The following is an 18066-nucleotide window of genomic DNA, read 5'->3' as shown; positions in this document are numbered from 1 at the left end:
ACCCGACTTTTTAAATAAGTCGGGTATCTGAGATTCTATATTTGATTTAAGCTATCCACTGATTTTGGGCAAATTGTACAGATAAATTTGCTAAGAAGATGGCAAAAAATATGATCACTGCATACCCCCAACGTGGATAACGAGCCAGCAATAGCCCAAAAGCAAATGATAGCGATACAATACCGTAAGCGTAGCGTTCAACTGAAGCTGTGAGGCCAGTATTGAGAATTAAGGCGTAGGAAAAAAAGCCATAAACAACGGCAGCCAAGGGAATTTTTGCTCGTGAAAACCACAATAATAATAAACCACCAAAAATTAATACAAATCTGACTAATTCATCTTCTGCTAAAAACCACATGAAAAACCATAATAAATAAAATCCATAGCGCACTTTTATATAACCAAGTTGTTGACGAAAGCGCCACAACAAAAAGCCGCTGACGATAATCATCATCAACAGCAATGGATACCAGAGGTCTTGTATATTAGTAAATTGCCAATAGGCATTTCCCAAAGTAATTTTTCTCAACATCATTAACCAACCTTGCCAAGCAAACCCTGCTGAAGTCCGCCACCCTTTTTGGACATGGACAAAAGCTAAAGCATCACCAAATTGAATTTGACAATACAAGCTGTAGAGAAATACACCCAAACCAACAGCTAAACTAGCAATGTAAGCTTTGATTCCTCGACGCTGTTGCCAAGATGCGAACAAAAAAGCAGGTATGAGTGCCAAACCAGGCGATCGCGTCGCAGTAGATAATGCTCCCCAAAAGGCTACCCAGGTATATTGCTGTTTATCGAAAGCTCGTAAGGCTGCTGTACTACACAACAAAAATAGCCCTTCTGTATAAATTACAGTGCTATAAATTGAATAAGGACACCAAGCTAAAACTGCCGTTGTCCAACGTGCTGCACTTTTGCCATTGCGCTCCTCTACCCAAACATACAATACAATTAATGCTGCTAAAAATGCCAAATTATTTAATAGTGTACCTGCCATTTCAAATGACAAGCCAAAACTCATAATTGCTCGAATTAATAAGGGAAAAAGCGGGAAAAAAGCAATAGAATGTTGTTTGCCATCGTTAATATATTCGTAGCCATAAGTCACTATTTTGCGATACCATTCACTATCCCAGGCTGAAAAAACATCCCAGCTGAATGTGGCAGCAGAGGCATCAGACGGCACTGGCAGCGAAGGGGCAATTAGCAACATGGCAATAATAATAACTATGCGGCTAGATAACCACATTACTACTGCAAATAAGAATCCGTTACTAGTAATATTTTTCTTTAAATTCATTAAAACAGCTTGTATTAAGTAAATTACTTGACTAAATAATGTTCTGCTGTGCCTGTTTCATCTGTATAAGTTTTAATATAGTTTTCATTAATATAAGCCATGATTTCACGATCACTTTTAATTTGACTTAACCACCTTGCAAAAACGATTTGTTCTGGTTGATATTTTTGCAAAATAGTTAGAAGTTGCTTAAAAGTTAAATCTCCTGAATTAAGTCTTTTATATGACATTACTGCTATTTCTGGAGGGACAGGTAAATTAGCATAAAAACCATAGATAGGACGATCTGTAAATAACCAACGAGTAGAACTTTTATTTTGTAATATCAACTGCATCAATTGTAAGTTTTTAGGTGGGGTTCCTTTGGGATTAGGAGGAGTTATGATGATTAAGAAAACTAGAATTACAGTTACCAAGGAAAAAAAGATAGACTTGTTTTTGTTTGACGGCTTTAAATTGTATCGCCATCCTTGAGCAAAAGAATCAAGTACCCAACCTATTGCATAAGCAGCTAGCCAACAGATAGGAATAGCTATTAAAGGATAGTGGTGATACCAAAGGGGTTTATGATTTAACAAAATTAGTAAAGCAATTCCTAACCAAGTTAAAGGGAAAATACCGTCTCGTTGTTTTTTGATAATAATTGCTAATATACCGATGAATGCTAAAAAAATATAATCATAATCTTGCTTAATCATTTCACCAAAATAGGCAAAATTGTTAAAATTTATTAGTTCTGCTTCTATCGGCTGATTAAAATGTGATTCAAAAGTCTGTTGATGATAAAAAAATTGTTGGAATTTCCAGCCAATTAATAAGTAAATTATACTTAGAGTACTTAGCCATATAGTTAACGGATAAAGCAGGTGCTGGGTTTGTTTTTTTATTGGTTGGGTACGGATAATAAAATCGCCCAAATTTAATGCCATCAAAGGAATTAGAAAAACAGTAAACAGTTTTGTTTGGATAGATAGTGCTAAAAAAATCCCAGATAAAATTAGAAAAATATTACGAGGTTTTTGTTTATATAAAGTTAAAATATACAGAGAAAGCATTGCTAATGACAACGATGGAATACCAATCATCACAGAAAAACTTAATCTAATAAATAGCCAAGAAGTGAAGAGTAAAAATGTAGCAACAAAAGCTGGGATAGTTCCAAGGCTTTGACGAATGATTTGATAAAAGCAGTATATTAATATTGCTGAAAATATTAATATTAGCAAACGTGCGGCTAAGATAGACTGCCCAAATAAACTGAAGTATTGCGATAAAATAAAAGTAAAAACTGGTGGTTGATCGCTCCAAATTTGACTATAAAGAGAAAATCCCTGATCATAAAGAAGGGTTTTAATTAAGTTCAGTCCTTCATCATAGTCTAGTTCAAAGCTTTGGGTAATTGGCTTAAATCTAATGGCAACAACAAAGCTAACATAAAGAAATATGGTGAGTAAGGGAAATAAAATATTTTTTATTCTATTGATATGCATATTTTTTTATCGAACCGCAGAGGACGCAGCGAAAAGTTGTGAGGAGGGTTTCCAACGCCAGTTGCTCATGGGGAGCCACTGCGTTGCGGTGAGTCCAGCACTGCGGGAGGGTTTCCCTCCGCAGGTGACTGGCGAACCCGGAGGGGGGTTCCCCCCGTTGAAGCAAGTGGCGTCGTGGAAACCCCCAAGACCGCACTGGCTCCTCCGTAACAAACTTTTCAAGACAGAGAACACAGAGAAAGAAAAAATAGAGTTTTTTACAAAAAGTTTAGGACTATTCAAGATAGAGATATAAAGTATAAAATATGTTACTTGATTGAAGAATTATTCACAAATAAATAGACATCATCATGTTGATATGTTATTTGAAAATAATCATTATTTTTCAATTGATTAACTAACTTTTTAGCAAATTCAGGATTATGAGTACCATCTGGATGACGGACATTTAATAAAATGTACTCAAATTGTTTGAAGTCAGGTGGTGAACCACTCAAATCGTCTGTAAATTGAATAAAAGGGCGGTGGGTTAAATGTGGGGCAATACTATGAGTAGTTAAAACAGCGCCTTTGGTATGAATTTGAGCGATCGCTTGCCGTGTTGCTTGCCAAGTATCTATCGATCTTAAGTAGCGTGACCAAAAATAGCTATATTTTCCTAACACTATAAAAGCCAGCAAAGCCCATAAAATAATTGTGCGTCTATTTTTAAACCATCCTTTACCAGCACTCAGGCTGGCAATGACAGCTAAAATCAAAAAAGGCAAAATTGGTAAAGAATATTGATGAATTAAATCTCTTTGTGCCTGTTTGTCAGAAAGAATATTCAACGCTAAAGCGGGGATCGCACTTACTAAAGGAGTTAGCTGTCTTGGTGTCAATCCCCAAACCAGAGGTGCAATTAATAACGCCAAATATCCTAAAGTATCTAGCGAAAATATCCTACTCAATACCAACTGGGGTTTTAGCAATAAATTTTTGGCAATTTCTAAAACTGAATCGCCTAGATAGCTGTAACGTGATACTGCTGCTACTTCATCATTACTAAACAGGGGAATAATTATCTGACTAGCAATTAAAAACCAAATAATACCAGCAATTAAGGCGATCGCACCATACACGCGCCGCTTTTCAAACACCAGCAGCCAAAAGCCCATAGCCGCTACTGTCAGAGATAAAACGGCTTTACATCCCAAAATAAAAATAGTGCCTAAACAAAACCACCCTAATTTACCTACTCGTGCTGCTAAAACTACCCCCAGCAATACTGGGACAGCCATCACTTCCGGGTGAAATTCAAATAAATTGACATTAAAAATTAAGGGATACAGTAGGTAAACTGCTGACATTGTGACTGCTTGGTTTTCCTTTAACCCTGCTTGACGGGCAAGATACCAAGTAGGCAAAGCACCTAAAGCCAATGCTACTGCTTGCACAGCTAATAACCAATAAGGGCTGGGGTAAATTTTGTACAGTAAAGCCAACGGATAAACAGCCCAGGCTGCATGGTTGCCCAAATGATGAAAGCCTAAAAAAGAAGAGATTGGCGGTTGTCCTTGACTCATTAAGTAAACGACCTGATCGTATATTCCCAGATCGAAAACTCCCGACTGAAACAAGGTATGTCTTAAACTACTGCATCCAAACAAGATTAAAACGCTGATGCTAATCATCCAGAAAACAGCACCAAGCTGGAAAAATAATTTTCTCACACTAAATTGCAAGATTTATGATTAATTTCTAATTATCTTCTCATACCTAGTGGTCTGTCCCATTAATTTTGAAGGTTAGAAGAACGTAGACGCGCTAGCGGCTTCCGCAGGGTACCGCAAAGGACGCAGAGAACGCAAAGGAAGAAAAGCTAAGAATGAGTTAACTAATCAAATTTTATGCGATGAACCAATAGTCTTGAGAAAAGATAGACCTCTTGCATCAATCAACAAATTTTTTTGATTTTTAACTTTTGACTTTTAACTTCAAAAACAGTCAACAAAAAAGAGGTCTATCTTGACCTCTTTGTAACTCCCTAAAATAATTTTCGGTCTATATATAACAATTACAGCAAACCTGCATTTGTACCTTGTTTACCAGTTGCTAATTCCACTTTAACGATTTTGCCACCCATTTTTTGAATCCGTTGCTGTTCACGGAACCAACTATCGTAAGGAACCAGCTTGGTGAAGTAGGTATTTTGCAGTTCGCGTTGAGTGCGAATCCGAGTTTGGCTAGGAACGCAAGCAGTAATTTTAAACAACCGCGCCATATCTTAAAATCTCCTGTGGTTATTGTGAAAACTTTTTTATTTCAAAAAAAATGGGAGTGTATATTTTATGCAAATTTTTAAATTAGTCACTCCAAGGCTGGAAATCAAGTATCAATACTAGACAGCTAACACTCATCACTGAAATATTTAACAAGATAAGCGACAAAACTTTCTAGCACTCACAGTTGATTTCCAGACCTCAATAAATTCGCACCTAATATTTGTAAGTGCAAACGAACTCTTAGCTTAAGCCAGAGGAGATATAGTCTAAGTAAACACCCATTTCTTTACCGGCATCAGGGCCTACCAAGCTGGCTGTTACTTCTTTGATTGATTGGATCGCTTGTACGGTAGCACCAACAGGAACACCCAAGGAATTGTAGGTTTCCTTTAAGCCATTTAGTACACGCTCATCCAGGATGGAAGTATCGCCAGCTAACATAGCATAGGTAGCATAACGTAGATAGTAGTCCAAATCGCGGATGCAAGCAGCATAACGGCGAGTGGTGTACATGTTACCACCGGGGCGGGTGATATCAGAGTACAACAAAGATTTAGCTACAGCTTCTTTGACGATCGCAGCTGCGTTAGCGCTGATTGTGCTAGCAGCACGTACGCGTAGTTCGCCAGTTGCAAAGTAGCCTTTGAGCTTTGACAGGGCAGATGAATCTAAATACTTGCCTTGAACGTCTGAAGAGTTAATGACAGCGGTAATTGCGTCTTGCATTGTTGTTATTTCCTTATTTCCAACCTTATTGCAATACTTCTGTTTCAGCAGGGAAACAACTTGAGCCTACTGCATCGCACCGACTAAATAGTCGAAGTAAGCGCCAGCTTCACCACTGTCTTCACCAGACAATAGGGAGGCAGCAACATTCTTCATCGCGGTGACACCACCAGCAACAGCGTCAATAGGAGTGCCGAGGGACTTGTACATTTCACGAACACCCACAACACCAATTTCTTCGATGGGGGTAACATCACCAGAAACGATTCCGTAGGTGATCAAACGCAGGTAATAATCTAGATCACGTAGACAAGTAGCTGTCATTTCTTGACCGTAAGCATTGCCACCAGGAGAGACAACATCAGGGCGCTTTTGGAAAAGTTGGTCGCCAGCTTGCTTAACAATCCGTTCGCGATTTTCGGTCAAAATTTGAGCAATGCGGAGGCGACGCTCACCACCTGAAACAAAGCTTTTAATCCGATCCAGTTCGCCAGGGCTAAGATAGCGGGCTTCTGCATCAGCATTCACGATAGACTTCGTGACGATACTCATTAATGGATTCCTCCAAAACTAATGAAACCAGGATTTTGATTAAACAGGTGCGACTGTAATTTGGTTGAGCGTAGCTCTGTATGCTCTTTTTTGAGAGACTACAGTTGCATGACTGTTATGACTATTTTGTTAACAGCCTACTTAAGTCAATACAAGTAAACAAGCTTTCAAATTCAGTTCCCTTCCGCAAAACATTTTCCGGCATTCTGTAGAGCATTTATGACTGCTCTTAATATTTTGTAATATTTTTTTTCAGAATTTACAATCAAAACTGTCATCTCAAAAGGTTGCCAAAAGCCAATAGTCAGTAGTTTGAGACTATTGACTATTGGCTAAGTTAATGTTTAGCGATCGCCGTAAACAATCAAACTAAACTCAGATTCTTCCTAGTCAGCATCAGATGGGATGCGCTGGTAAGGAACCACATCACAACCAAAGTAGCGGGTGTACTCTGGGCTATTGATGATCGCTTCGACAACATTAGGTAAACTGCGATCGCTTAACATCTGACTATACTGGCTAATTTCGCCTGGAGTGGCTGGTGTACGCCCTAACAGGTGACGGAATAGGAACTCAATCACTTTGGCTTGGGGATAAGCCGTACAGAACCGTTGGCGATATGTTTCCGAACTAGCTAGTTGACGGACAAACTCCCGTACAGAAATGTCTCCATTTTCCAGTTTGTTGTCTAGTTCGGCACAGCGGTAATCATCAGGAACCTGACCGCCAAATACATCTAATACTTGACAGTAAGCAGCATTAAGTACTTGTTGGATTTCTGACTTGTTAGCACCTAAACTCAGGCGATAAATACGTGCTGCTTGGCGACGATCTACACCCACTTTCACAGATTGTCCGCGATCGTTGTTGTAAGAACGACCCAAGTCCATCGACAACAACTTGCCATTGTCTTGTGTTGCCAAATCTGCGGTCAGCGTATTTCCACCATCGAAACTAGACTTTACCGGCTCAAAGCTAGGTACAACCACATCATCATTTTGCTTGGTTAGTTGGTTGTAAAGCTTTTCCGTATTCGGGAAGTTAGCCGCTGGTAAAGTCGGGAAACGTCGATAAGGAACCGTATCTTCACCAAATACTTGGCGATATTCTGCACTATTTAGCAGAGTACCAATAAAGGCACGAATACCTTGACTTGCCAAAATTTGGTTATATTTACGGATTTCTGCTTGGTCAATTGGCGCGCGTCCTAGGAAGTGTTTTGTTCCCAACTCAATGACCTTGGTGTTGGGATAGGGTGTGTAGAACTCTTTCAGGTAGAGATTTGAGTAACCCAAACCTTCGATAAATTCTTTAACGGTAATTTCACCGTTACCCAATTTACTTTCTAGTACCGTAAACTCATTTTTGATGATGTAAGGTGCAACATCACGCTCGAAAATCTGACGGTAAGCAGCATTAATCACAATTTTCACAGCAACTTTGTCGCTGGTATTGGCTACCAACTTGAAGACTTTGGTTTGTTCTCGCTGCTTACTAACACCTTGGTTGATGCGGAACTGAATATCTGGTTCTGTCCGTGTTTGGGTAACTGTACCCAGTTCCACAAATCGTAGTGCTTCTTCTTTCTCAACTTTTGCACCAACGTCTTCACGAATACTACCAACCCGTAACTGTCGCAAGCCAACACCCGCAGGAGTTAAGTACCGTTCGTAAGGAACTGTATCTTCACCAAAGGCTTCGCTGTACTCTAGGCTATCGATGATGGCATCAACCACCGCGTAAAAGCCTTTCTTAGAGGCAATGTCAAAATACTTGTTGTTCTCTTGACGACCGTAGGTAGGACGACCTAACAAGCGGCGGTGAATGTACTCGATCGCTTTACAAACATACAGCGATGTCCAGTACATTTGACGGAAGACATCCGATTTAGCTAAAGCCCGAACAAACTCCCGTACCGAAATTTCGCCATTTTCTAGCTTAATTTCTTGCACTTGCAGGCGCTGACCTTCGTAAAGTTCGCGACCAAAAACTTGTAAGTAAGTCGCCCTGATTACAGCCTGTGTCGAGCTTTCGGAGAATTTAATATTGGTTCCAGCTTGAGACTTCTTACCTCTAGTACCAGGAAGTTGATCTAAACGGAACACCTTTGGTCCTAGAGAACCAGGAAACTCTCCCCGTGCTTTAGGATTGCTATTTTGGTTATTAATACCCGGTCCTTGGTGAATCAAGATTCGCTTGGTATCTTTGCCAAAAGGAGCTGGACTGCTACTGGGGTTGCGGGTTTCTTTCGGGAAAATTGCCCCAAATTGAATTTCCAAGGGGTCATTACCAGAACCATAAGGATGTTGGTCTGGTAGTGGCTGTTCGTAAGCAGCAAAGGTGGTAATAAACTGAGGTATTTTGCGGAAAGGCGCACTGTAGTTAAACAGGTCTTGCTGCGGTCCCCAGTTGCGACATTCTTGGGCTTCTTGACCCAGACCCCGCAAATACGGAACTGTTTCTTCACCAAAGTAATCGGCGTATTCGTCAGAATTGACCAAAGCATCCACTAAGGCTGCTATACCACCATTGGAAATAATCGAGAAGTATTTTTGTACTTCTTCTCGGCTACTTGGTCCCCGTCCCAAAATGTGACGAAAAGCTAATTCGATAACTCGGCTGTTAATAAAAGGCTGGTAAAACTGTTTTTGGTAAAGAGGAGATTTTGCTAAACGACGAACAAACTCTTTCATTGAGATGTCGCCGTTTTTGACTTTAGATTCGAGGTCAGATATCGATAAGCTGTAAGCACGGCTAATATCGCGCTCAAAGATTTGCCGATATGCTGCTTTGATTACCTCATTTTTTTCGCTGGTTGATAATCCAGGCTTCATCACAAACTTCGGTCGCCGTTCTGACGCATTAAAGTAAATTTGCGGCAGTTCCAACCCTTGTTGGTCACTAGAGGGACGTTGGCGTAGTTTGTTGGAAGGTGTAGCTGCTTCAAATTCAGTCAGCAAGACATCCATGTACTGAGCCACAATTTCTGTAGCTTGAGTGTCATTGCGGAAATAAGAAAGCGAAGCTGCTTTAATTTCTTGCAAAGCTACCAGCGTTGCTTCACCAGAACAAGCATTTTCAATGATTTCCCGCAGACCTCTTGTATTCACTGCGATGATGTTGGAGTCTCCAGCAACAATCGCATAAGTTGCATAGCGCAAGAACCAGGATAAATCCCGTAAGCTCTTGGCCATGTTACTTGGGCCATAACGGGCAACATTAATTGGTCTAAAGCCTGGAGGTGTCGGGCCGCTAGGAGATGAGTTAAAAATTGAACGTAAATTTTCTAAAAACCCACCACGGCTTTCAACGTAGGTTACGGTTCCTAGTCTCATTCCTTGTTGAACATCATCGCCACTACCAGCACTGGCCATGGCCAATTCTGCTTCTTGGGGCTTTTCTAAAAAAGCCATTGGCGAACCACCGACAAATATCCGATTAGCAGCCCTAGATACAATAATCTCGGAATTTTCTGTGAGGGTCTGGGCAATTTCTAGACGCTTTGCACCAGAGGCAAAATAGCTTGCCAATTCATTTAATTCACCGTTTGCCAAAAAACGGTCTTGCTGTTCCGCTTGGGTAATTGTAGCTACAGCTAGGGTTTGATATAGTTGCGGACGCGCAACAGAGCTTCCTCCACTCGCCTTAACACTCATCGGATTTGTAAAACTCCCATCATAATCATTTATGTGTTAAGTCTGGGTCGCTTTGAGGCTTGACACATTGGTGTGTCTATGCTTTATGAGCTTAAGAGTATTGCCTACAAAACTGCCAGTAAATTAACCCAGTTAGCTTTTAGATTAGAACGTTTTGCGTTTTTCCTGGTGATTTATTAAGAAGTGTGTAGAACCTTGAGCCTAAATACATCCAGTCTGAAGACTACATACTTCTGTTTAGCTGAGACAAAATCTAAGTTTTGTAACACTGTTTACTCAGTACTGCCCTGTCTGCGACTGTCACTCCTGATAACGCACTTTCACAGCAAAATATCAACACCGTTGTTAAGTTGGGCAAAGACCATACCTAAATATTGCCAAACTCATCAATACGACCTTCGCTCAATTATTTTGCTGCAAAGTTATAATCAAGCAAGATTAAAATTTAAGGATAAAAATATCATGAATTTAACCGTGAAAACTTATCCTAGCAAAACAGCACCTAAGTTAACTTATGATGTGTTGGTTGAAAATCAACCAGATGGCACAGTTAAAGCTACATTGTTAGGTTTACCAAACTGTGAAGGTTTAGGAAATACGGAAACGGAAGCGATAGAAAAACTTAGTCAAAGTTTGCAAACTCGATTAGAAACAGCCAAGATTGTGACTTTAGAAATTGAAGCACCCAAAGTAGAGAACCCTTGGTTGAAAATAGCTGGTAAATATAAAGATGATCCACAATTCGATGAGATGCTAGAGTATATAGAAGAATATCGGCGCGAATTGGATGCAGAGAATGAAGAGAGGCAAATTCAAAGTTGAATGATTTAAGGATTCTAGATACGGATCACCTATCATTAATGCAAAGAGGTAATCCATTTATCATCAAGCGATTAAATAAATTGAATCCTCAAAATATTGCCATTACTATTATTACAGCAAAAGAACAACTAATTGGACGACTCAATGTTATTAATAGGGCTACTTCATCAAATGATTTAGTCTTTGCTTATGCCAGATTAAAAGATACATTAGAGGACTTAAATAATCTTAATGTGCTGACATTTAGTTAGGATGCTGGCAAAATTTATGCTCAGTTAGTCAAGCAAAAAATTCGCGTTGGCACACAAGATTTGCGAATTGCGGCAATTACGCTGTCTGTAAATGGGATTTTAGTAACCCGCAACCAGAAAGATTTTGATAAAGTGCCTAATTTGCAGTTGGAAGATTGGACTATATCTTAAAAAGCAAACACGATACGAATTACGAACTAAAGTGTCCAGCATTCGATAAACTCAGAATTGCTGCAACGTTACTCATCATGTCAGATTCCCAAATCGTTAGCGCTGTTATTGGCAAACTCGACGATACCTATGCCATCTAAAGATATATTCCATCAATCTGTCCGCACCGCTTTAGAAAAAGATGGTTGGATGATTACTCATGATCCGCTGCATCTAAAAGTTGATGACATTGAATTTTTTGTGGATTTAGGAGCAGAAAGACTATTAGCAGCACAAAAACAAGGTCAAAAAATAGCCGTAGAAATTAAATCATTTATAGGTGCATCGGAAGTAACGGAATTTCATCTTGCTTTAGGTCAAACCCTGAATTATCGGCTAGCATTAAAAAAAGAAGAACCAGAACGTATTTTATATCTAGCTATTAGCCAAGATACATACCAAGACTTTTTTTCACGTCAATTTATTCAAGATTCTTTAAAAGAATATCAAATTAAACTTTTAATATTTAATTCCTTAAATCAGGACATTGTTTTATGGAAGGAATAAACTACTCTCAAATCATTCAAAATATTTTAAGTAACCATTCCGCTAATGATGTGGCTAATGGCACAGAAGTTCAGTTGTTATTTGACACAGAACGCCATCATTATCAAGTCTTAAATATTGGCTGGAAAGAACAACGGAGAATTTATGGAGTCATAATTCATGTTGATATTAAAGACAAGAAAATTTGGATACAAAGAGATGGCACAGAAATCGGCATCGCTAACGAATTAATCGCTGCTGGTGTACCTAAAAAAGATATTGTATTAGGATTTCATGCTCCTTATAAACGCGAATTTACCGATTTTGCTATTGGATAAATAGCAATAAACAAGCAATAGTAACCTTTGCCTTAATTGGTGTAGGTTTCTGTAGCAGTCGCAGCGAATTTCTTTACTTCCAGTGTGGCGATCGCTAGGATTTGACCAGTCTGCTATTAATTATTATGAAGACTTGATTCGTTAAAGAATCCGCATTGGCATACAAGATTTGCGAGTTGCAGCAATTAGCTTTCAGTGAATGGTATTTTGGTTACGCACAACTGAAAGGATTTTGAGAAAGTGCCTAATTTGCTGCTGGAAGATTGGACTATATATTAATTTATCCCAATGCTAAATTGATTGATTTATTCGTTTATAGCTAAAAACTTCAAAGTAATATTATTCGCTTCCCAGTATTCTTTGGCTGAATTAAAAATATCCAATGCTAGTTGGTACTCTGTTGGTTCAGCTTGAGCAAAGATATCAGCATGGTCATACAATATGACATATCTCTCAGCCGGACACCATGTTAAATCGGTAATACATTCAAAACTAAATCCCTATAACCCTCCCAGAAAGCCGTTAATATTACCAGAAAAAACACAAGCCAAATACGCCAAAAATACAAACTACCAAAAGATGACTATATAAACGCGAATTTACTGACTTTGCTGTTGGATAAGTAGCAGGAAATAAGCAATAGTAATTTTTGCCTTAATCATCCAATATCCGTTAGACTCAGAAATACCGCATTATTCCTTATCATGTCCGACTCCCAAGCTGTAAGCGCTGCTGTTGCCAAACTCTACAATACCTATCCTTTTCCGCCAGACCCTTTATTAAATGAACCGCCTCCAGGTTATAACTGGCGCTGGAATTGGCTAGCCGCTTATAGCTTCTGCACTGGTCAAAAACCCCAAAAGCAAGACATCCGCATTTTAGATGCTGGTTGTGGTACTGGGGTAGGCACAGAATATTTGGTACACCTCAATCCCCAAGCTGCTGTAGTGGGAATTGACCTCAGTGCTGGGGCTTTAGCAGTAGCAAAAGAGCGTTGTCAGCGTTCTAGAGCCGATCGCGTTGAGTTTCATCATCTCAGTTTGTTTGATGTGGAACAAATACAAGGGGAGTTTGATTTAATTAACTGTGTTGGCGTTTTGCATCATACCCCTGATCCAATTCGTGGTATTCAAGCCTTGGCGAAAAAACTAGCTCCAAGTGGCTTGATGCATATTTTTGTCTATGGAGAGTTGGGGCGCTGGGAAATTCAACTCATGCAAAAAGCGATCGCTCTTCTCCAAGGTGACAAAAAAGGCGACTACCGCGATGGTGTACAAGTCGGGCGACAAGTATTTGCTTCCTTACCAGAAAGTAACCGTCTTGTCAAATACGAAAAACAACGTTGGTCATTAGAAAACCAACGGGATGAATGCTTTGCGGATATGTATGTTCATCCCCAGGAAATTGACTACAACGTCGAGACATTGTTTGAATTAATTGATGCTTCAGGCTTGGAATTTATTGGCTTTTCCAATCCTAGTTTTTGGGACTTGGAAAGACTGTTGAGTAAAGCACCAGAATTAGTAGAACGGGCAAAGAACTTGAGCGATTGCCAACGTTATCGCTTGATAGAATTACTAGACCCAGAAGTAACTCATTACGAGTTTTTCTTAGGTCGTCCTCCCTTAATGCAAACCGATTGGTCAAACGATCAGGTTTTACTAAAGGCAATTCCCGAACGGAATCCTTGCATGGATGGATGGCCTAGCCAATGTATATTTAACCACGATTATCAAATTGTCAAATTATCCACAGAAGAGTTTGAGTTTTTGCAAGCTTGTGATGGTAAATTAACAGTGGCAGAGATATTAACAGATGTAGAGTTGGGATTAGAGCAAGTGCGATCGCTTTGCAAGCAGCAACTTTTAATGCTAACCAAATAATTCGTAATTCGTAATTCGTAATTCGTAATTAAGAAGGTATCAACTATGAATTACGGTGAGTGATTAAATCTGTTTTTTTTCTCAGCGCCTTTGTGGTTAGATAGGGCTTACTGAACTTTGATGTTGGGCGATCGCTTCTAGCTATTTGAGATAAATTTTAAGAGAATAACTTGCGATCGCTATTGAAACTTAATGTTACATACGCTAAAAGTTAGTTAGTAATGGTGTGAACACTCTTCAAACACCACTTTTTCCAAGATACTGGTCATACAATTACCTGGGACGGTAGTGATTTACTGAAATTATTGATTGTTATGGCAGTTCTCAACTGCATGAGGTACACTCTAGCCCCTAGTCTCTCAGCCCTGGCAAGAAGTTAATTGTTTTTTTCTAAAGTATTGTTACCGGATCGTGATATGATTCAGCTGACTGAATGTGCAGTCATTATAGTTAGCTGTACTGGTTTCAAGTCCCGTGAGCTTGTCAGACGAATCAATTTCTACTTCCACGCCGACAACAAGACAAGATGATCAATCTGGCTCTGAAAATACAGAACCAACAAATTCTATGGAAGAGTTTTATCAACTCTACCAGAAGTTGTTAAAAATCACACTTGTCTTAACGGGGATTATTTTTATCTCTGTGTGGATTTATTACTCTCTAAACATTGCCCTGAATTATTTAATTGGGGCGTGTGCAGGTGTGGTTTACTTAAGAATGCTGGCTAAAGACGTTGAGCGACTCAGTAATGAGAAAAACCGTCTGAGCAAAAACCGTTTTGCTTTGCTGATTGGGTTGATTGTATTAGCATCTCGATGGCACGAGCTACAGATTTTGCCCATATTTTTGGGATTTCTAACTTACAAAGCTACACTCCTCGTCTACATGTTGCAAATTGCGTTCATTCCTGATTCGTAACAAGTCAGGCTCACTACAGACAATACTCCCATCCTCGCTAGTTGGGGAAAATGCTTGAAGAATGCAAATGCTTAGTGTCTTAAACGCCTTTAATTCTTTTCCCCTCGCCGAATTAGAAGTAGGTCACCATTTCTACTGGCAGTTGGGCAATCTTAAAATTCATGGGCAGGTTTTTCTCACCTCGTGGTTTGTGATTAGCATTCTAGTAGTAGCTTCACTAGCTGCGACTCGCAACATCCAAAGGATTCCCAGCGGCATCCAAAATTTGATGGAATATGCCCTAGAATTTATTCGAGATTTGGCAAAAAGCCAACTGGGTGAGAAAGAGTACCGCCCCTGGGTGCCATTTATTGGCACACTGTTCTTGTTTATCTTCGTATCGAACTGGTCAGGCGCGCTTATTCCCTGGAAGTTAATCCATCTGCCATCAGGTGAATTGGCGGCTCCTACTAATGATATCAATACGACCGTAGCATTGGCATTGCTGACTTCTTTAGCGTACTTTTACGCAGGTTTTAGCAAGCGAGGTTTAGGTTACTTCAAGAAATATATAGAACCAACACCCGTTCTTTTGCCGATCGCTATTCTAGAAGATTTTACTAAGCCCCTCTCCCTCAGTTTCCGTTTATTTGGCAATATATTAGCGGATGAGTTGGTAGTAGCGGTGCTGGTTCTACTTGTTCCTTTATTTATACCTCTGCCTGTAATGGCTTTGGGTTTGTTTACCAGTGCTATTCAAGCCTTGGTTTTTGCCACCCTAGCCGGAGCTTACATTCATGAGGCAATGGAGGGACATGGTGGAGAAGAGCATGAGGAGCATTAAAGCTTCTCAGTAGATAGCACAGTTCCAACGAGCATATTGGCTCAAAACAAAGAACTCGGTGCAGCGTGAACAACACGTCTTTACTAGTCAACATACTTTTGTAAGTTCTGTAATCAAAGCAAGGAAAATCAACATGGATCCATTAGTTTCTGCTGCTTCAGTTCTGGCTGCTGCTCTAGCAATTGGTTTAGCTGCAATCGGCCCTGGTATTGGTCAAGGAAATGCCGCAGGTCAAGCAGTAGAAGGTATTGCTCGTCAACCCGAAGCAGAAGGCAAAATTCGGGGTACTTTGCTATTAACCTTGGCTTTCATGGAATCCCTGACTATCTATGGTCTAGTGATTGCCCTGGTATTACTGTTTGCTAACCCCTTCTCGTAATACCTGAAAGTTTTTGTGAAGTAGAGACGTGATGATTCACGCCTCTACAATCAAAGTATTTTGGGTATTTAATCTTGTAATGTTGGTTGACCCTTGTTGGCTATGGGTCTCTAAAATATGAAAGGTTGGATGATTTTGCTAGCCATGAAAACTGCTACTCCAGCCAAAGAGGAGAGAAATGTTTGATTTCGATGCTACCTTGCCGTTCATGGCATTGCAATTTCTGCTATTAGCAGCTTTGTTAAATGTAATTTTCTATAAGCCACTGACCAAGGTACTAGACGATCGCGATAATTATATCCGAACGAATACCCTTGAATCACGGGAACGCTTGGCAAAAGCTGAACGTTTAGCTCAAGAATATGAGCAGCAGTTAGCAGATGCTCGCAGACAGTCACAAGCTACTGTAGAAGCAGCTCAAGCTGAAGCTAAGGAAATTACTGCTTTGAAAATTGCTGAAGCCCAAAAAGAAGCTCAAGCTCAACGAGAACAAGCTGCTGTGGAAATAGAGCAACAAAAGCAGGAAGCTATGCGCTCTTTAGAGCAACAAGTTGATGCTCTCAGTAGGCAGATTCTAGAAAAATTATTGGGGCCAAGTTTTGTAAGATAGTCTGACAAAACTAGTTCCCTTGAAAGCATACGCGCAACTGGGCATGAGTCCCAGAGCGCTTAATTAAGTGTCAAAAAAAGGCACTTTTTTCCCTTCAGGAAAAGACAATATAATTTTTCCTGGGAAAAATACAATGTATTAGCAAGCGAGCAGCGCACTTGTAAATGGGTATCATGGGCACATTCTTATTACTTGCCGCAGAAGCTAACGCTGTTCACTCGGAAATGGCAGAAGGTGGTTTCGGTCTAAATTTAGATATTTTTGAAACCAATCTGATTAACCTAGCGCTTCTGATTGGCATATTATTTTACTTCGGACGTAAAGTTTTAAGCAATATATTGAGCGAGCGACGTTCTAATATTGCCACCGCAATTCAAGAAGCGGAAGGGCGTTTAAAAGAGGCACAGGCTGCTCTTTCTCAAGCACAAGAGCAGTTAACCCAGTCTCAGGCTGAGGCGCAACGCATCCGCCAAGCGGCACAAGAAAACGCCCAAGCTTCTAAAGAAGCGATGTTAGCACGGGCAGCCCAAGACGTAGAACGCTTGAAACAAACAGCAGCAGCCGACTTAAACACCGAAAGAGACCGAGCGCTTGCCGAGTTGCGACAACGGGTAGCTGCAATGGCATTGCAAAAAGTCGAATCACAACTGCGGGCTGGAATTGCTGACGATGTTCAGCAATCGATCATTGACCGCAGTATCGCCCAGGTGGAAGTAAGCTGATGAAAAGTAGTGTAGAAACAGTTGAAGTTGCCCAACCTTACGCACAGGCGTTGATGTCGATAGCGCAATCAAAAAACCTGACAGAAGAATTTGGCGAAGATGCACGCTCTTTATTGAATTTATTAAAAAATTCGGAGCAGCTGCAAAACTTCATTGATAACCCCTTTATTCAGCCTGAGAATAAAAAAGGAGTTATTAGCCAAATCATGGGTGAAAGCGCTAACTCCTACTTACGTAATTTTTTGTTGCTGTTAGTAGACAAACGACGCATTGCGTTCTTAGAACCGATTTTACAGCAATATTTGGCGTTATTGCGGCAGTTAAATAAAACCGTCTTAGCGGAAGTTACATCTGCTGTTCCTTTATCACCAGAGCAGCAACAGGCAATTGAACAAAAAGTAATTGCGATTACCAATGCTCGCCAGGTAGAACTAGAAACCAAGGTAGACCGCGAGTTAATTGGTGGGGTGATTATCAAAGTAGGTTCGCAGGTAATTGATGCCAGTTTACGGGGTCAATTACGCCGTCTTTCTTTGCGTTTAAGCAGCTAGAAAATCTCAAGTTAGCAGTTAAAAGTTTCAGTAGAAATTAATTTACTTTGACTTTTAATTCTTAACTATTAACTATTGC

18 protein-coding genes and 1 pseudogene are annotated in these 18066 nt (G+C 40.0%); 11 read left to right on the top strand and 8 right to left on the bottom strand.

What is annotated here, in order from left to right; translation table 11 throughout:
- Window positions 1–46: 46 nt before the first annotated feature.
- The 7 genes and pseudogenes from QI031_RS22680 to QI031_RS22650 all read right to left on the bottom strand — a co-directional run.
- On the bottom strand, window positions 47–1306 hold the full coding sequence (locus QI031_RS22680; protein WP_281481871.1) for a mannosyltransferase family protein: 1260 nt from the start codon (window positions 1304–1306) through the stop codon (window positions 47–49).
- Window positions 1307–1329: 23 nt separating this feature from the next.
- Window positions 1330–2796 (bottom strand): ArnT family glycosyltransferase, encoded by a 1467-nt coding sequence (locus tag QI031_RS22675; protein WP_281481870.1) that lies wholly within the window; start codon window positions 2794–2796, stop codon window positions 1330–1332.
- 308 nt (window positions 2797–3104) lie between these two features.
- The gene (locus tag QI031_RS22670; RefSeq protein WP_281481869.1) at window positions 3105–4508 is read right to left on the bottom strand and encodes a DUF2079 domain-containing protein; all 1404 of its coding nucleotides are present in this window, start codon (window positions 4506–4508) and stop codon (window positions 3105–3107) included.
- A gap of 344 nt (window positions 4509–4852) precedes the next feature.
- On the bottom strand, window positions 4853–5059 hold the full coding sequence (locus tag QI031_RS22665) for a phycobilisome linker polypeptide (RefSeq protein ID WP_281481868.1): 207 nt from the start codon (window positions 5057–5059) through the stop codon (window positions 4853–4855).
- Window positions 5060–5300: 241 nt separating this feature from the next.
- A complete protein-coding gene (gene apcB, locus QI031_RS22660; protein ID WP_281481867.1) occupies window positions 5301–5786 on the bottom strand; it encodes an allophycocyanin subunit beta in 486 nt (161 codons plus the stop codon).
- A gap of 66 nt (window positions 5787–5852) precedes the next feature.
- Entirely contained in the window at window positions 5853–6338 is a 486-nt protein-coding gene (gene apcA / locus QI031_RS22655) for an allophycocyanin subunit alpha (protein WP_281481866.1), read from the bottom strand.
- A gap of 398 nt (window positions 6339–6736) precedes the next feature.
- Window positions 6737–9994 (bottom strand): annotated as a pseudogene (locus tag QI031_RS22650) (phycobilisome rod-core linker polypeptide); the annotation flags it as partial.
- A gap of 462 nt (window positions 9995–10456) precedes the next feature.
- Here QI031_RS22650 and QI031_RS22645 point away from each other — a divergent pair.
- The 4 genes from QI031_RS22645 to QI031_RS22630 all read left to right on the top strand — a co-directional run bounded on the left by QI031_RS22645 (window position 10457) and on the right by QI031_RS22630 (window position 12101).
- Entirely contained in the window at window positions 10457–10816 is a 360-nt protein-coding gene (locus tag QI031_RS22645) for a hypothetical protein (protein ID WP_281481865.1), read from the top strand.
- 38 nt (window positions 10817–10854) lie between these two features.
- Window positions 10855–11067: a hypothetical protein gene (locus QI031_RS31640; protein ID WP_343217819.1), complete on the top strand. Its 213-nt coding sequence runs from the start codon at window positions 10855–10857 to the stop codon at window positions 11065–11067.
- 300 nt (window positions 11068–11367) lie between these two features.
- Window positions 11368–11784, top strand: coding sequence for a XisH family protein (locus QI031_RS22635; RefSeq protein WP_281481864.1), 417 nt, complete (start codon window positions 11368–11370; stop codon window positions 11782–11784).
- Complete coding sequence (locus tag QI031_RS22630; protein ID WP_281481863.1) at window positions 11772–12101, top strand: XisI protein; 330 nt, start codon at window positions 11772–11774, stop codon at window positions 12099–12101. Before QI031_RS22635 ends, QI031_RS22630 begins: the two co-directional genes overlap by 13 nt.
- A 305-nt stretch (window positions 12102–12406) precedes the next feature.
- Here QI031_RS22630 and QI031_RS22625 read toward each other — a convergent pair whose 3' ends face one another.
- Window positions 12407–12583: a barstar family protein gene (locus tag QI031_RS22625; protein ID WP_281486102.1), complete on the bottom strand. Its 177-nt coding sequence runs from the start codon at window positions 12581–12583 to the stop codon at window positions 12407–12409.
- Between the two features lie 222 nt (window positions 12584–12805).
- Here QI031_RS22625 and QI031_RS22620 point away from each other — a divergent pair, with 222 nt between their 5' ends.
- From QI031_RS22620 to atpH, 7 genes are all read left to right on the top strand, one after another.
- Window positions 12806–13984 (top strand): class I SAM-dependent methyltransferase, encoded by a 1179-nt coding sequence (locus QI031_RS22620; RefSeq protein WP_281481862.1) that lies wholly within the window; start codon window positions 12806–12808, stop codon window positions 13982–13984.
- A gap of 474 nt (window positions 13985–14458) precedes the next feature.
- Window positions 14459–14902, top strand: coding sequence for an ATP synthase subunit I (locus QI031_RS22615; RefSeq protein ID WP_281481861.1), 444 nt, complete (start codon window positions 14459–14461; stop codon window positions 14900–14902).
- Window positions 14903–14963: 61 nt separating this feature from the next.
- Window positions 14964–15725, top strand: a complete 762-nt coding sequence (gene atpB, locus QI031_RS22610) for a F0F1 ATP synthase subunit A (protein WP_281481860.1) — start codon at window positions 14964–14966, stop codon at window positions 15723–15725.
- A gap of 133 nt (window positions 15726–15858) precedes the next feature.
- Complete coding sequence (atpE, locus tag QI031_RS22605) at window positions 15859–16104, top strand: ATP synthase F0 subunit C (protein ID WP_008233924.1); 246 nt, start codon at window positions 15859–15861, stop codon at window positions 16102–16104.
- Between the two features lie 178 nt (window positions 16105–16282).
- Window positions 16283–16714 (top strand): F0F1 ATP synthase subunit B', encoded by a 432-nt coding sequence (locus QI031_RS22600; RefSeq protein WP_281481859.1) that lies wholly within the window; start codon window positions 16283–16285, stop codon window positions 16712–16714.
- Between the two features lie 164 nt (window positions 16715–16878).
- Window positions 16879–17436 (top strand): F0F1 ATP synthase subunit B, encoded by a 558-nt coding sequence (locus tag QI031_RS22595; RefSeq protein WP_281481858.1) that lies wholly within the window; start codon window positions 16879–16881, stop codon window positions 17434–17436.
- Window positions 17436–17987 (top strand): ATP synthase F1 subunit delta, encoded by a 552-nt coding sequence (gene atpH, locus QI031_RS22590; protein WP_281481857.1) that lies wholly within the window; start codon window positions 17436–17438, stop codon window positions 17985–17987. Before QI031_RS22595 ends, atpH begins: the two co-directional genes overlap by 1 nt.
- The last annotated feature ends 79 nt before the right edge of the window (window positions 17988–18066 follow it).

The sequence above is a fragment of the Halotia branconii CENA392 genome (assembly GCF_029953635.1).
Classification (GTDB): Bacteria; Cyanobacteriota; Cyanobacteriia; order Cyanobacteriales; family Nostocaceae; genus Halotia; species Halotia branconii.
Note: the sequence above shows the minus strand (reverse complement) of the source record. Positions and strands in the feature narration are given on the sequence as shown.

Coding starts and splice junctions, on each gene's coding strand:
- QI031_RS22680 (WP_281481871.1), bottom strand. CDS start 1,306: ATGAATTTAAAGAAAAATATTACTAGTAACGGATTCTTATTTGCAGTA.
- QI031_RS22675 (WP_281481870.1), bottom strand. CDS start 2,796: ATGCATATCAATAGAATAAAAAATATTTTATTTCCCTTACTCACCATA.
- QI031_RS22665 (WP_281481868.1), bottom strand. CDS start 5,059: ATGGCGCGGTTGTTTAAAATTACTGCTTGCGTTCCTAGCCAAACTCGG.
- apcB (WP_281481867.1), bottom strand. CDS start 5,786: ATGCAAGACGCAATTACCGCTGTCATTAACTCTTCAGACGTTCAAGGC.
- apcA (WP_281481866.1), bottom strand. CDS start 6,338: ATGAGTATCGTCACGAAGTCTATCGTGAATGCTGATGCAGAAGCCCGC.
- QI031_RS22645 (WP_281481865.1), top strand. CDS start 10,457: ATGAATTTAACCGTGAAAACTTATCCTAGCAAAACAGCACCTAAGTTA.
- QI031_RS31640 (WP_343217819.1), top strand. CDS start 10,855: ATGCAAAGAGGTAATCCATTTATCATCAAGCGATTAAATAAATTGAAT.
- QI031_RS22635 (WP_281481864.1), top strand. CDS start 11,368: ATGCCATCTAAAGATATATTCCATCAATCTGTCCGCACCGCTTTAGAA.
- QI031_RS22630 (WP_281481863.1), top strand. CDS start 11,772: ATGGAAGGAATAAACTACTCTCAAATCATTCAAAATATTTTAAGTAAC.
- QI031_RS22620 (WP_281481862.1), top strand. CDS start 12,806: ATGTCCGACTCCCAAGCTGTAAGCGCTGCTGTTGCCAAACTCTACAAT.
- atpB (WP_281481860.1), top strand. CDS start 14,964: ATGCAAATGCTTAGTGTCTTAAACGCCTTTAATTCTTTTCCCCTCGCC.
- atpE (WP_008233924.1), top strand. CDS start 15,859: ATGGATCCATTAGTTTCTGCTGCTTCAGTTCTGGCTGCTGCTCTAGCA.
- QI031_RS22600 (WP_281481859.1), top strand. CDS start 16,283: ATGTTTGATTTCGATGCTACCTTGCCGTTCATGGCATTGCAATTTCTG.
- QI031_RS22595 (WP_281481858.1), top strand. CDS start 16,879: ATGGGTATCATGGGCACATTCTTATTACTTGCCGCAGAAGCTAACGCT.
- atpH (WP_281481857.1), top strand. CDS start 17,436: ATGAAAAGTAGTGTAGAAACAGTTGAAGTTGCCCAACCTTACGCACAG.